The sequence below is a fragment of the Tsukamurella spumae genome (genome assembly GCF_012396015.1).
Taxonomy (GTDB): Bacteria; Actinomycetota; Actinomycetes; order Mycobacteriales; family Mycobacteriaceae; genus Tsukamurella; species Tsukamurella spumae.
Genome location: NZ_JAAXOQ010000014.1, coordinates 1 through 14,764, shown reverse-complemented (window position 1 = coordinate 14,764; position 14,764 = coordinate 1). Strand labels below are relative to the sequence as shown.

At 70.1% G+C, this 14,764-nt stretch carries 10 protein-coding genes and 1 pseudogene; 4 read left to right on the top strand and 7 right to left on the bottom strand.

Translation table 11 applies throughout. The features are described 5' to 3' along the window. Positions 1-40: 40 nt before the first annotated feature. On the top strand, positions 41-784 hold the full coding sequence (locus HF999_RS11820; protein WP_168546068.1) for a pirin family protein: 744 nt from the start codon (positions 41-43) through the stop codon (positions 782-784). Between the two features lie 45 nt (positions 785-829). Here HF999_RS11820 and HF999_RS11815 read toward each other — a convergent pair whose 3' ends face one another. Next, complete coding sequence (locus tag HF999_RS11815; protein WP_168546067.1) at positions 830-2,902, bottom strand: CocE/NonD family hydrolase; 2,073 nt, start codon at positions 2,900-2,902, stop codon at positions 830-832. 159 nt (positions 2,903-3,061) lie between these two features. Between HF999_RS11815 and HF999_RS11810 the strand changes: the two genes are divergently transcribed. Continuing rightward, entirely contained in the window at positions 3,062-5,089 is a 2,028-nt protein-coding gene (locus tag HF999_RS11810) for a M13 family metallopeptidase (RefSeq protein WP_312854113.1), read from the top strand. A gap of 98 nt (positions 5,090-5,187) precedes the next feature. Then, positions 5,188-5,952, top strand: coding sequence for a GAF and ANTAR domain-containing protein (locus tag HF999_RS11805; RefSeq protein ID WP_312854112.1), 765 nt, complete (start codon positions 5,188-5,190; stop codon positions 5,950-5,952). Between the two features lie 229 nt (positions 5,953-6,181). On the opposite strand, the gene HF999_RS11800 is transcribed toward HF999_RS11805, so the two are convergent. Together HF999_RS11800 and HF999_RS11795 are read right to left on the bottom strand one after the other, a co-directional pair. After that, a complete protein-coding gene (locus tag HF999_RS11800; protein ID WP_168546065.1) occupies positions 6,182-8,374 on the bottom strand; it encodes a 3-hydroxyacyl-CoA dehydrogenase NAD-binding domain-containing protein in 2,193 nt (730 codons plus the stop codon). A 33-nt stretch (positions 8,375-8,407) separates the two neighbouring features. Next, positions 8,408-9,619, bottom strand: a complete 1,212-nt coding sequence (locus tag HF999_RS11795; RefSeq protein ID WP_168546064.1) for an acetyl-CoA C-acetyltransferase — start codon at positions 9,617-9,619, stop codon at positions 8,408-8,410. A 155-nt stretch (positions 9,620-9,774) separates the two neighbouring features. Between HF999_RS11795 and HF999_RS11790 the strand changes: the two genes are divergently transcribed. Beyond that, the gene (locus HF999_RS11790) at positions 9,775-11,001 is read left to right on the top strand and encodes a TetR/AcrR family transcriptional regulator (RefSeq protein ID WP_168546063.1); all 1,227 of its coding nucleotides are present in this window, start codon (positions 9,775-9,777) and stop codon (positions 10,999-11,001) included. Positions 11,002-11,090: 89 nt separating this feature from the next. Here the strand turns inward: HF999_RS11790 and HF999_RS11785 are convergent, their stop codons facing one another. The 4 genes and pseudogenes from HF999_RS11785 to HF999_RS22220 all read right to left on the bottom strand — a co-directional run. Beyond that, on the bottom strand, positions 11,091-11,747 hold the full coding sequence (locus HF999_RS11785; protein ID WP_168546062.1) for a nitroreductase family protein: 657 nt from the start codon (positions 11,745-11,747) through the stop codon (positions 11,091-11,093). An 8-nt stretch (positions 11,748-11,755) separates the two neighbouring features. After that, entirely contained in the window at positions 11,756-12,340 is a 585-nt protein-coding gene (locus tag HF999_RS11780) for a DUF6319 family protein (RefSeq protein WP_168546061.1), read from the bottom strand. Then, positions 12,341-14,380, bottom strand: coding sequence for a serine/threonine-protein kinase (locus tag HF999_RS22995; protein WP_168546060.1), 2,040 nt, complete (start codon positions 14,378-14,380; stop codon positions 12,341-12,343). 64 nt (positions 14,381-14,444) lie between these two features. Then, positions 14,445-14,764, bottom strand: a pseudogene (locus HF999_RS22220) (hypothetical protein); the annotation flags it as partial.

Genomic DNA, 14,764 nt, shown 5'->3' with positions numbered 1-14,764 from the left:
ACGGCGGAGCTTACCGTTTCGAACATGGCATCCTTGGGATATGGATCTGGTGGTGCGTTCCGCGGACCGGGCCGCGTCGTCGATGCCGGGCGTGCGGTCGCGTCACTGCTTCTCCTTCGGAGACCACTACGATCCCGACAATACCCACCACGGAATCCTGCTGGCCTGCAACGCGGAGCAGGTCGAGGCGGGCACGGGCTTCGACACGCACCCCCACCGCGCCGTCGAGATCGTCACGTGGGTGCTGTCCGGATCGCTGGTGCACCAGGACAGTGAGGGACACGCCGGGCTGGTCGTCCCCGGGCTCGCCCAGCGGATGAGCGCCGGGACCGGGGTCCTGCACTCCGAGCTCAACGACCGTCCCGACCCGACTCCCTCGGGCGGGGCGGATGTCCGGTTCGTCCAGATGTGGGTCCTGCCGGACGAGCCGGGCGGCGCACCGTCGTACGAGCAGTGCGACACGACCGCCGAACTGGCCGCCGGCGCGCTGGTTCCGGTCGCGTCGGGCGAACCCGGGCAGGACGCGGCAGTACGGATCGGGAACCGCGGCGCCACGCTGTTCGCGGCGCGCCTGGCGCCCGGCGGCACCGTCGACCTGCCGGACGCCCCGTTCGGGCACCTCTATCTGGCCGACGGTGCCGCGGTCGCCGAGGCCTCGCAGGGCCCCGTCGGCCTGTCCGACGGTGACTCGCTGCGCACCGTCGGGGGCGCACGGCGCGTGACCGCCGGGCCCGACGGTGCCGAACTCCTGTTCTGGCGCATGCTCACCCGCCTGGGCGGCTGAGGCTGATCCGGCCCCGGCGGGTGAGCGCCGGGGCCGACTCGAGGCCTACGGCAGCGGGCGATCCGAGGGCACCACGAGGTAGCTGGGCCGGTTCGGGTCGATGATCACGTGCTGCGGCGCGAACTTGGTCTCCGAGGAGACCGGGCCCAGCGTGATGGCCTTGATGAGGTTGAGCGCGAACACGTCCACCCGCAGCCGGTGGCCGGGCTTGAGGATCGCGCTGACCGCGTGCGTGGCGATGTCGAGCTCCACGACCTGCCCGGGCTTGACCAGCTGCCGCTGCTTGATGTCGAGCTCGTAGTAGGGCGCGGTGTAGTCGCCCGCGGCGGTCTTGAGGCTGCGCGACTGGTCGATCTGCCGCAGCGAGGTGGTGAGCTGACCGGAGCTGATCACCTCGGACCGGCCGTCGGGCGAGACATCGGTGACGTTGACCGACCAGTAGGCGTCCCGGTTGTCCTGCGTGGTGGTCAGGTGCAGGTTGATCGGGCCGGAGATCACGGTCGACTTCCCGACGGGCTTACTGGTGAAGGTCAGCCCGTTCATCTCCGCGACCCGGTTGTCGGCGGCGCAGCCCTGGAAGACCAGCAGTCCGAACATCGCCTGCCCGGTGTCGTTCGAGCACAGCGTGCTGAGGCCGGGGCCGACGGTGCGCCGTGCCGAGAGCTTCGGCTTCGCGGTCTGCAGGCTGTTGTCGGACAGCGAGCCCGGGGCCGTGCCGGAGGTGAGGCTCGAGAGGTACATGCGCTGGTACTGCTGGTTGGGCTCGGGGAAACTGTCGCCCTGCCACCAGCCGCCGCCCTTGCGGTGCACGGTGACCGGCGCGTAGTTGTCGATGCCGTTGTCGGCGTCCTTGAGCCACTTGTCGAACCACGCCTTCTGCAGCACGTCGGCGCGGGTCGGCTGGTTCACGCCGCCCAGGTCGTGGGTGACGGTGACGTGGTAGGCGTCGCCGATGATCACCTTCTTCTTCGACAACGGCAGGCTGCTGAGCTCGGAGGGCAGGCGCCATTCGGTGTTGGTGAACAGGTCGTGCCATCCGCCGAACGCGAACGTGGGGGTGGTGATCTTGTCCAGCGGCGTCCGATAGGCCTGCCGCAGCGGCGAGTCCTTGTCGATGAGCTCCTTGGTCTTCGGGTCGAGGCCCTCAGCGGTCGGCGAGAAGACGCCGGACAACAGCTGCGGGACGAACACCGCGGGGTTCTCGATGCGCTGCTGCAGCCACTTCCAGTCGAAGGTGCCGTTGAGCAGCGAGCGGATGTCGGGGATGAACTTGAGCCCGTTGACCAGCCCGAGCCAGGGGCCGAGGAAGCCCACGCCCAGGCCGCCGCCCGGCGCGATGATGTCGGCGGTCAGGTCCGCGCCCGGGACCACCGGGAAGAGCGCCTGCAGGCCCTTGGGGTTGCGTGCGGCCACCTGGAGCTGGTTGATACCCGAGTAGGACACGCCGGTCATGCCCATCCGGCCGTTGGCCCACTTCTGATTGCGGACCCAGTCGAGGACCTCGACGGTGTCCTGCTGCTCGCGATCGGCGAACACCTGCCACACGCCCTGCGAGTTGCCGGTGCCGCGCACGTCGACGACCACCTGGGTGTAGCCGTTCTGCACGAGCTTGGGGTCGAGGCCCGTGAAGGAGCTGACCATGCCGCCGTTGAGCACGTCGCGCAGGTCGTTGACGCCGGCGATCGGGGTGCCGGCGAAGTTGAACAGGTTCAGCAGCTGGATCAGCGCGGGCGAGAGCACGGGGACGTTCATGGCCAGCGTCGCGATCGCGCTGACGAACTTGGTGTACGGGGTCAGGTTGACGACCGTCGGGGTCTTCGTGTCGATCGCGCGACCCGAGGCGTCCGCCGGGCGGAAGACATTCGCCTTGAGCACGGTGCCGTCGGACATCGTGATCGGGACGTCCCACTCGATGGCCATCTTCGGGTACTTGGTGGGGCCGTCGTGGTCGGCGATCCACTCGGGGTTGATCATCCCGGCGACGCCGGGGCCGGGCTTCCACGGGTCCGCGCTCGCCTTCGCGTTCAGCCCCGGGACGGTCACCACGGTCGCCACGAGGACGAACGCGGTGAGGAGGGCGGCGAGCACCAGTCGCAGGCGCGGACGCGTCAACCTCATACGAGAATCTCCTTGAAATCGGACAGCACCGCACAGGCCAACCCCGTTTGCGGTATGCATCACATGGCACGGTATCCGTGTGCGGCGCCACAAGGAATACTGACGAGTCAGTTCTCTCACCATGTGAGATTCCTAAGGGACAACTGGCAGGATGGCAAGGTGACCTCTACACCCGCTCTGGACCTCAGCCACGTCGACCCCGCCGTCCGCGTGCAGGACGATCTGTTCGGCCACGTCAACGGCAAGTGGCTGGACAGCCACGAGATCCCCGCGGACCGCTCGACCGACGGTGCCTTCTACGCCCTCCGCGACGCCGCGGAGCAGCACGTGCGCGACATCGTCGAGGAGTGCGCCGCCCACCCGGCCGACGCCGGGTCCGACGCCCGCAAGATCGGCGACCTCTACTCGAGCTTCATGGACACCGCCGCCATCGCCGCGGCCGGGCTGACGCCGCTGACCGACGAGCTGACCGAGATCCGGTGGGTGCAGTCACCGTCGGACCTGGTCACGACGCTCGGGCGCCTGCAGCGCACGGGCCTGCGCGGGGTGCTCGGCTACTACGTGGACACCGACGCCAAGCGCTCCGACCGCTACCTGGTGAACCTGGTGCAATCCGGCACCTCGCTGCCCGACGAGGCCTACTACCGGGAGGAGCAGTACGCGCCCGTGCGGGAGAAGTTCGTCGCCCACGTCGCGGCGACCTTCCGGCTGGCCGCCGGCGCGCTGGAGGGCATCGTCGCCCCGGGTCAGGAGGACGCGGCCGCCGCGCAGGTCCTCGACCTGGAGACGGCGATCGCCGCCGGGCACTGGAACGTGGTGGACCGTCGCGACGCCGATAAGGGCTACAACCTGCGGACCCTCGCCGAACTCGACACGGCGGCGCCCGGCCTGCGCGTCACGGAGTGGGCCGCGGCGGTCGCCGGCTCCGCCGATTCCCCGGTGTTCGCGGAGGTGAACGTGCGGCAGCCCTCGTACGCCGCCCACGTGGCGGACCTGCTCACCGACCGGCCGGTCGAGCAGTGGCACGTCTGGCTCGCGTGGAGCCTGCTGCACGCGCGCAGCCCCTTCCTCACGGACGACCTGGTCGACGAGCACTTCGCCTTCTACGGCACGGTGCTCACCGGCACGCCGGAGATCCGCGAGCGGTGGAAGCGCGGCGTCACGCTCGTCGAGCAGTACCTGGGCTTCGCGGTCGGCGAGCTGTACACCGCGCAGCACTTCCCCGCCGACTCGAAGGAGCGCATGCAGGCCCTCGTGGCGGACCTGGTCGAGGCCTACCGTCGCCGGATCTCCGAGCTGCCGTGGATGACCCCCGCCACCCGCGAGCGGGCCCTGGACAAGCTGGACAGGTTCACCCCGAAGATCGGCTACCCGGACACGGCGCGCGACTACGCGGCACTGGAGATCCGTCGCGACGACCTGATCGGCAACCTGCGCCGCGGCGAGGCCTTCGAGCACGACCGCGAGTTCGCGAAGATCGGCGCCCCGGTCGACCGGAGCGAGTGGTTCATGACCCCGCAGACCGTGAACGCGTACTACAACCCCGGCATGAACGAGATCGTCTTCCCCGCCGCGATCCTGCAGCCTCCGTTCTTCGCTCCGGACGCCGACGACGCCGTCAACTACGGCGGCATCGGCGCCGTGATCGGGCACGAGATCGGCCACGGCTTCGACGATCAGGGCGCCAAGTACGACGGGGACGGCAACCTCGAGGACTGGTGGACCGACTCCGACCGGGAGGAGTTCGGCAAGCGCACGCGGGCTCTGATCGAGCAGTACGACGCGCTGGTGCCGAGGGAACTGGCCGGCGAGCCGGGCGGGTCCGAGCACCACGTCAACGGCGGCTTCACGGTCGGCGAGAACATCGGCGACCTCGGCGGCCTGAGCATCGCGCTCGTCGCGTACGGGATCGCTCGGGAACGGGCCGGCGGCACCGTCGACGACGCCGGTACGGAGGTCGACGGACTGAACGGCCTGCAGCGCGTCTTCTACAGCTGGGGCGAGATCTGGCGGGGCAAGTCACGGCCCGAGGAGGCGGTCCGGCGGCTGGCCATCGACCCGCACTCGCCGGCCGAATTCCGTTGCAATGCCATCGTGTCCAACATCGACGAGTTCTACACGGCCTTCGGCGTCACTGCCGGGGATCGCCTGTTTCTGGACCCCGAGCGCCGGGTCTCGATATGGTGACCATCGATCAGTAACAGCCCTACCATCGTCCCGTCCAGCAACCGGCGGATACCCACGTTGTAACCCCTGTGCCCCACCGGCACGGAGAACGGGTGGCCGTGCCTTCACGCAAACAGACCACTGAACAGCTCCCCTCGATCCTCGGCATCGTGCACGAGACGCCGCCCGCCGAGGAGGTGGTCCTCGAGCGACTGAGCCTCAGCGAGCGGATGGGCGAGATCGCGCGGCTGCTGCGCGAGCAGTCCGGCGATTCGGAGTCCCTCCTCACCGCGGCCACCCAGTTCGCCGTCGAGCAGGTCCCGGGAGCGGATTTCGCGAGCGTGACCCTCGTCGACCCCAAGGGCGAGATCACCCACCCGGTGGTGATCGGCGACGAGGCGCAGCGGGTCGCCGATGTCCAGCGCGACCTGCAGGAGGGGCCCAGCGTGGGGGCCACCTTCGAATCGACGACGATCCTCATCGAGGACACCGCCACCGAGGATCGCTGGCCCCGGTTCGCCCGCGCGGCGCAGTCCGCGGGCGTGGGGTCGATCCTCTCGTTCTGCCTGTACGTCCAGAACGACGCCTACGGCACGCTCGATCTGTTGGCGCGCGAGCCCCATTCCTTCGACGCCGAGTCCGTCTCGATCGGGTCGCTGTTCGCGGTGCACGCGGCGGTCGCCTTCTCCGCCGTGCGCGAGAAGGAGCAGATCCGCGCCGCCCTCACCACCCGCGACGTGATCGGCCAGGCCAAGGGCATGATCATGGAGCGCTACAAGCTCGACTCCGACGCCGCCTTCCGTCTCCTCGCCCGCCTCTCGCAGGACAGCAATGTCCGGCTCGCCGAGGTCGCGGAGCAGGTCATCGAGGCCGGTCCGGAGTAGTCCCGACGGGGCTGCGCGAGAGCGCGCCGCGGATTCCAAAGCCCCCGTCCCCGTCGATCATCCGTCCAGATGACGGACCACGCCCACACGTGGCAATGCGCACGACGCATCACCTCGCAGATCGACACACTCCGTCTGCCCGCGGAGGAACAACGACCAGGGCCCGGCATCGTCGAATACGACGGTGCCGGGCCCTGCTACCTGACTCTGCTACAGCTGAGGCGGGTTCCTACTCGTAGGTCTCGCCGGCCTCGGCCTTGGCGACCAGCGAGGCGGGCGGCGTGAACTGCTCGCCGTACTTGCCGGCCAGGAACTTCGCCTGCTCGACGAAGGCCTTCGGGCCGGTGAGGCCCGCGGCGGGCGTGCCGGGGCGGCCCTCGTAGCCGTTGATGTACTGCAGCACGCCGCCGGTCCAGGCGGGGAAGCCGATGCCGAAGATCGAGCCGATGTTGGCGTCGGCGACGGACGTGAGCACGCCCTCGTCGAAGCACCGCACGGTCTCGACGGACTCGATGAAGAGCATGCGCTCCTGGAGCTCGGCGAAGTCCGGCTTCACGGAGCCCGACTTGAAGTGCTCCTGGAAGCCCTGCCACAGGCCGGTCCGCTTGCCCTCCGCGTAGTCGTAGAAGCCCGCGCCGTCCTTCTTGGAGGTGCGGCCGTTCTCGACCATCCAGTCCACGACGGCGAACGCGCCGTGCTGCGGCACGTCCTTGCCCTCGGCCTTGAGGGCCGTCTCGGTGGCGAGTCGGATCTTCTGCATCAGGGTGAGCGTGAGCTCGTCCGTCAGCTGCAGCGGCGGCGCCGGGTAGCCGGCCTGCGCGCCCGCCTGCTCCAGGTACACCGGGTCCACGCCCTCACCGATGGCCGCGAGGGCCTCGTTGATGAACGTGCCGATGACGCGCGAGGTGAAGAAGCCGCGACTGTCGTGGACCACGATCGGGGTCTTCTTGATCTGCAGGGTGTAGTCGATGACCTTGGCCAGCACGGCGTCGGAGGTCTTCTCGCCCTTGATGATCTCCACCAGCGGCATCTTGTCGACGGGGCTGAAGAAGTGGATGCCGATGAAGTCCTCGGAGCGCTTGACGCCCTCGGCGAGGATGGTGATCGGCAGCGTCGAGGTGTTGGAGCCGAGGATGGCGTCGGGCTCGACGATGTCCTCGATCTCCTGGAAGACCTTGTTCTTGACCTCGACGGACTCGAACGCGGCCTCGATCACGAGATCGACACCCGCGAAGTCCTGCGGGTCGACGGTGGGCGTGATGCGGGCCAGCAGCGCGTCGGACTTCTCCTGCGTGGTGCGGCCCTTGGCCAGCGCCTTCGCCTCGAGCTGCTCGGAGTAGGCCTTGCCGCGCTTGGCGGCCTCGATGTCGATGTCCTTGAGGACGACCTCGATGCCGGCCTTGGCCGAGACGTACGCGATGGCCGCGCCCATCATGCCGGCGCCGATGACGCCGACCTTCTTGGCGGTGTACTTGTCGAAGCCGTCGGGCCGCGAGCCGCCGCCGTTGATGTGCTGCAGGTCGAAGAAGAACGCCTTGATCATGTTCTTGCTGACCTGGCCGGTGGCCAGCTTGGTGAAGTAGCGCGACTCGATCTCGAGGGCGGTGTCGAAGTCGACGTAGGTCCCCTCGAACGCGGCGGCCATGATGGCCTCCGGCGCCGGCATCGGAGCGCCCTTGAGCTGCTTGCGCAGGTTGGCCGGGAACGCGGGGGCGTTCGGGGCCAGGGTCTTGTCGATCGGCGAGCCGCCGGGGATGCGGTGCCCCTTGACGTCCCACGGCTGCACCGAGGACTCGGGGTTGGCCTTGATCCACGCCTTCGCGGCCGGGACCAACTCGTCGACGGTGCCGACCAGGTCATTGACCAGGCCCGTGGCCTGCGCCTTGGCCGGGGCCATCTGCTGGCCCTGGAGCAGCACGCCCATCAGCGCGCCCTGCAGGCCGAGCATCCGGACGGTGCGGGTGACGCCGCCGCCGCCGGGGAGCAGACCGAGGCTGACCTCGGGGAGGCCGATCTTGCTGCCGCGCACGTCCGCCGCGATGCGGTGGTTGGCGGCGAGGGCGATCTCGAGGCCGCCGCCGAGGGCGGCGCCGTTGATCGCGGCGACGACGGGCTTGGGCAGCTTCTCCAGGCGGCGGAGGTCCTTCTTGATCTCCTGCACCTCGTCGAAGACCTTCTGCGCGTCGGCCTTCGTGGCCTTGCGGATCTCGGTCAGGTTGCCGCCGGCGAAGAAGGTCTTCTTCGCGGAGGTGATGACGACGCCGGTGATCGACTCGGCCTCGGCCTCGAGGCGGTCGACGGTGGCGCGCATGGACGTGCCGTACAGCTCGTTCATGGTGTTCGCGGAGCTGGTGGGATCGTCCATCGTCAGCACGACGATGCCGTCGGCATCCTTGTCCCAGCGGATCATGTTCTCAGACATGTGTTGTAAGTCTCCTGTAGTTCCGGCGGGCGATCAGACGCGCTCGATGATGGTGGCCGAGCCCATGCCGCCGGCGATGCACAGCGTGATGAGGCCGTAGCGGCCGCCCGAGCGCTCCAGCTCGTCGAGCACGGTGCCCACCAGCATGGCGCCGGTGGCGCCCAGGGGGTGGCCCAGCGCGATGGCGCCGCCGTTGACGTTGACCTGCTCGCGATCGAGCTTGAAGTCCTTCATCCACTTGAGGACGACCGAGGCGAAGGCCTCGTTCAGCTCCCACACGTCGATGTCGTCCTTAGTCAGGCCGGCCTTGGCCAGGACCTTCTCGGTGGCCGGCGTGGGGCCGGTCAGCATGATCGTGGGGTCGGCGCCGGTCGACGCGGTCGCGACGATGCGGCCGCGCGGGGTCAGGCCCGCCTTCTTGCCGCCCGCCTCGTTGCCCACCAGGACCAGCGCGGCACCGTCGACGATGCCCGAGCTGTTGCCGCCCGTGTGGACGTGGTTGATCTTCTCGACCGTGGTGTAGCGCTGCAGCGCCACGGCGTCGAAGCCGCCCATCTCACCGACGACGGTGAAGGCGGGGCGCAGCTTGCCGAGGTCGGCGGCGGTGGTGCCGGGCCGACGGTGCTCGTCGTTGTCGAGCACGACGAGGCCGTTCTGGTCCTTGACGGGCACGACGGACTTGGCGAAGCGACCCTCGTCCCAGGCCTTGGCGGCGAGGTCCTGCGACTGCGCCGAGTACTCGTCGACATCGTCGCGCGAGAAGCCCTCGATGGTGGCGATCAGGTCGGCACCGATGCCCTGCGGGGCGATGTAGTTGTCGTAGCTGTACTGCGCGTCGTAGAACAGCGCACCGAAGTCGGAGCCCATCGGGACGCGGGACATCGACTCGACACCACCGGCGAGCACCAGGTCGTCACCGAGGCCGGAGCCGACCTTCTGGCCGGCGATGTTGGTGGCCTCGAGGCCCGAGGCGCAGAAGCGGTTGATCTGCACGCCCGCGACGGTGTCCGGGAGACCGGCCACGATGGAGGCGGTGCGGGCGATGTCGGCGCCCTGCTCGCCGACGGGCGAGACGCAGCCGAGCACGATGTCGTCGATCGATGCGGGATCGAGGTTCGGGTTGCGGTCCTTGATCTCGTCGATCAGGCCGACCACGAGGTCGGTGGGCTTGATCGCGGTCAGCGAGCCGTTCTTGAGCTTGCCACGGGGCGTGCGGATCGCCTCGTAGATGAATGCGTCAGACACTTGGTCTTCCCGTCCTTTCGAAGAAGGTGTTCCCGGGCCCGCGGATGCCGCTGGACCCGTCACTCCTACAGGCTAACCGTCTGTAGCTTATTTGGAAAGAATCGCAGGTAGATCTGGACCTAGAACAAGATCTATGGGCTATCGTGACGTTAATCATGGCTGTACCTTCACCGCGCGGATCCGGCCCCGGAACGCGCCTGCGCCCCGCCGAGCGGCGTCGCCAATTGGTCGACGTCGCCACCGGCCTGTTCCTGGACCGCGGGTACGGGAACGTCTCGGTGTCCGATATCGCGCGCGCCGCGGGGATCAGCGGCCCCAGCTTCTACCGGCACTTCCCGGACAAGGAGTCGATCCTCGCGGCCGCGATGCGCTCAGCCGTGGACGAGATGGCCACCATCACCGAGCGGGTCCTGGCCCGGCGCGGGGCGAGCTTCGACGACCTGGCCGCGGCGGTCTTCGCCATGGCCGTCTCGACCCCCGGGCCCCTCGCGCTGTGGCGGTGGAACCGGCGCCACCTCACCGCGGAGCAGGCGCACGAGATGATCGCCGCGAGCGAGTCCGTCCTGGGCTCCTGGACCGAGGCCCTGCGCCGCGACCATCCCGAGATCACCGACGACGACGCCCGGGTCCTCTCCTGGGCCGTGCTCGCCGTCGGCGGATCCGTGCCCCCGAGCCGCGGCCGCATCGGCATCCGCCGCTACCGCGGCGACCTCGAGACGATCGCCCAGCGGGTGCTGCGCGCGGCACCGTCGAAGGCCCCGGTCCTGCCCGCCCCGCCCGCGCGTCGTGCCCCCGTGCTGCGCAGCGACGAGATCCTCGACGCGGCGTCCGAGCTCTTCTTCTCCCGCGGCTACAGCACCGTGAGCATGGACGACATCGGTGCGGCCGTGGGCATCTCGGGCCCCAGCGTGTACGGGCACTTCCCGTCCAAGGGGTCCATCCTGGTGGGCATCGTCGCCCGCGCGCGGGCGGCACTCGAGATCGGCGTCGTCGGCGCCGCCGCGGCGTCCGACGGTGACCCCGCCCTCGAGTTGCGCGCACTGGTCCGGTCCTACGCCGCGAACCTCGTCACGTCCACCGATCTCGCCGTCGCGTTCACCGTCGGGCGCGAGGTGGTCATCGAGTCGGGCGGCGAGGTGCTGCTCGTCTCGCAGAAGGCGTACGTGGCGCGGTGGGTGGCGCTCCTCTCGGCCGCATCCGACGGTGCCGGGTCCGGCGCGGCCGCCGGGGGCGACGGGGCGCTCGACCCCGCGGGGGCCCGGATCGCCGTGGGCGCCGCGTTGACGATCGCCAACGACTTCGCCCGCACGCGCCGCCTGCGCCGGCGGCCGCGGTTCTACGACGAGCTCGTCTTCCTCGTCGACGCGGCCCTCGGTATCTGACTCCCCGCCGATCTTCGGTGCGTGTCGGCGACGACACGCCGATCGGCCGTCGCAGACTTCCACCGAAGATCGGTCCGATGCCCGCCGAATCACCACCGGTTGACGTGCAGCACCGTCTCCAGCGGGGCGCGCTTGGCGGGCTTGAACTCGGTGCCCTTCGTGTAGGCGACGGGCATGAGCACGCCCTGCCGGACGCTCGCCGGGATGCCCAGCGCCTCGGCGACCTCGCGCTCGTACTCGAGATGCAATGAGGTCCAGGCGGATCCGAGACCGCGCTCGCGGAGGGCGAGTGCCAGACTCCACGCGGCGGGGAGCAGCGAGCCCCACAGCCCCGCCTGGTTGCCCGACGGCAGTTCTCCGCCGGGCACATGGATCGCGCCGATCACCAGCGCGGGCACCCGCTCCATGATCTCCGCCAGGTAGGTGGCCGACGAGGCGACCTTCTCGGCGGTCTCGAGGTCCTTCGGCGGCTTCGCGGCCCGCGCGGCGGCACCGGCCTCGGCGTACGCGGAGTAGGACGTGCGGTAGTACTGCGCGACGATCCTCTTCGGCTCGGGGTCCGTCAGCACGATCCAGTGCCACCCCTGCGCGTTACTGCCCGACGGGGCCTGCAATGCCACCTCGAGCGCGTCGGTGATCACGCCGAGCGGGACCTCCCGCTCCAGGTCGAGGCGCTTGCGCACGGACCTCGTGGTGGTCAGTACCTCATCGGCGGACAGATCGAGATGCGGGAAGTCGAGGGCCATGCCCCACCCTAACGAGCGCGGCCCGGGGTCGCATTCGCGCGCTTGGCCCGATCGAGCGTGGCCAGCGACTTCTTGGCGGCCGCCAGCTCGGCCTGCAGCGCCGCGACCTTGTCCGCCGCGGCGTCACGCGCCGCCGACAGCACCTCGTCGACGGCCGCCCGCGCCTGCTTGTCACCGAGGCCCGCGAGCGCCTTGTGCACGGCGGGCAGCGCGACCTCCGATGCGCCGGCCGGCTTCTGCGCGTTCCGCGTCACCTTGAGCGAGGCGGTGTTGTCCGCGCCGACGTGCAGCGTGATCGTCACCGACCGCGCCGCCTTGGGCGCGGGAGCAGCCGTCGTCTTCGGCGCTCGCCGGACCGGCTTCGGCTGCTTCGTCGCGCGCAGTTCCCGTGCCTCGTACGGCAACTGGTCGTCCACGCCGGTCGGCTTCACCGTCACGGTGGCACCGTCGACCTCGAGGACCCGGGCCGACGCCCCGGCGGCGAGACCGAGACCGGGAACGGCCTCGATCAGGTACACGAGGGGCTTGCGCCCCTCGGCGAGCGCCGCGGCGTAGCGGGTGAGGTCGTCCTCGGTGAGCGTCTGCTCGGCCATCTACTTGATCCCCTTCGAAATCGCCGGAAGTACCGTCGACCCCACCGTATCGATCGCGAGCGGTCCGCCGTAGAGCAATGCGTCGACGCCGTTCGTCTTGTCCACGATGATGATCGGCACGCCGTAGATCAGGGAGGAGGGGACGCCGTCGAATCCGCCGTTGCCCGCGGCGGGATCGGTGCGGGCCACGATCGTGCGATCGACGTCGGTGGAGTTGACCGCCTTGTAGTAGTCGGACGAGCCCAGCGTGATCCAGGCGGACCCGGATCCCGAGACCGGCGTCTGCATCGAGAAGCCGAGCAGCCCGAGCAGCTGGAAGGGATTGCTCGAGCTGGTCGCGATCCGCGCGGAGGCGCCGTCGTACTGCACCACGTCCAGCTTCTTGCCGTTGAAATCCGGGTGCGCGGAACGCAGCTCGGTGATCTTCGACTCGTAGGTCTTCTTCACCGCGTCGGCGCGCCCCTTGGCCCCCAGCGCCTCGGCGATGAACGCGAGCTGCTCCTGCCAGGTCCAGCCCCCGCGGCCCTGCTCGGGCACGGCGATCGCGCGGCCCCCGGCGAGCGACTTGAGATCCTTGACCGTCGCCGCGGCCGCGGGATCCGTGTCGATGATGAGGTCCGGCTTGGCCTTCTCGATCACCGACTTGTCGGGATTGGACGAGGTCCCGGCCGTCGGCACCTTCGCCAGCGCGGGCACCCAGGAGGGCAGCTCCGACTTCGGGCCGTTCGCACCCGCGACGACATCGAAGCCCAACGCCGACACCAGTTCCGCATCGCCCGCACCGAGGGCGACGATGCGCTGCGGCCGGTCGTCGAGCTTGGTCTCGCCGTTGACATCGGTGACGGTGCGCGCACTCCACGAGTCGAGCGCCGGCCCGGAGTCTTCGTCGCCGCCGACGAACACGTACGCCAGCACTGCGACGAGGAGCACGACGAGGGCGGCCGCGCCGCCGATCAGCAGCGGCCTACGACTCTTCGGCTTCGGCGCGCCGGGCATCCCCGGCATCGACGGACTACTCGGCCCGCCCACGACGCCCGGCGGGGGCCCGCCGGGCCCGTAGCCGGGAGGCCCCGCGAACCCGGGCAGCGTGCCGGGTGCCGCGCCGGCCTGGTTGAAGCCGGTCGCCAGCGCCGGATTCGACGGCGTGCCCTGCCAGTTCGTGCCCACCGGCGCGGTCGGCGGGGCCATGCCCGAGGCGCCGGACATGCGCCGCGCGGCGGCGGCCAGCGCATCCGCGAACTCGCCGGCGGTGGAGTACCGGTCCGCCGGGTTCTTCGCCATCGCCCGGCCCAGTACGTGGTCGATCTCGGGCGAGAGGTCGGGCCGCTTGAGCCGGATGCTCGGCGGGTTCTGACTGATGTGCGCCAGCATGAGTTGCCCGGAGACGGTGGTGGTGAACGGCGGGGCGCCGGTCAGCAGGACGACGGCCGCACACGCGAGCGAGTAGATGTCGGCGCGGTGGTCGATGGGGTTGCCGAGCAGCGCCTCGGGGGCGGTGTAGGCCAGCGTGCCGACCACGGTTCCGGCCTGCGTGTGCTGCCCGACCTCGGTCTGGGCCGCGCCGATGCCGAAGTCGGCGAGCTTGACCTGCTCGCCGCGCCGGCCCCGGTCCACGAGGAAGTTGGCGGGCTTGACATCGCGGTGCAGGATCCCGTGCTGGTGCGCGTAGTCCAGCGCGTCGGCGACCTGCTCGATCGCGGCGACGGCGCGGTCCAGGCTGAAGGGTCCCTCGCGCTGAACGGTCTCGGCGAGGTTGCCGCCCTCGACCAGTTCCATCGCGATCCACAGGTGCCCGTCGGACTCCCCGCGGTCGTACACGTCCACGATGTGCGGGTGCTTGAGCCCGGCGATGAGGTCGGCCTCGCGATCGAACCGCGCCCGCACCGACGGATCCGCCGACAGCTGGCTCTGCAGGACCTTCAGCGCGACGGACCGGGGCAGCGTGCGGTGCCGGACCCGGTAGACCGTGCCCATGCCGCCGGTGCCGAGCACCGATTCGACCACGTACCCCGCGATCGATTCACCAGGTTGGGCGACCACGAACACCTCCACTCACGCACGTCTACAGGGTGATGAATCTACCGCGCTGCAGGTTGCGGGTCGCTTAACGCGAGGTTGGCGGCTCGTCGGAGGGCGGGCGCTCGGTGGACTGGCCCCACCGCGGGGCGGTCGGCGGACGCATCGGACGGCGGGCCGGGCCGTCACCGACCTGATCCTGCGAGGGGCGCACCCATCGGTTCCCGCCCTGTTTGCGGGGCGCACCGCTGCCGCGCTCGTAGGGCGGCGGCGGGAGCGGCCGGACGGGGCGCGGCGCCCGAACCGGTGGTGCGGGCGGCGTCGCGGGGTGCGGCGCGGGTGTCGCGGGGTAGGGCGCGGGCGCCGCGGGGTACGCGCCCGTCTGCTCCGCGGGGAGCGGCGCGACCT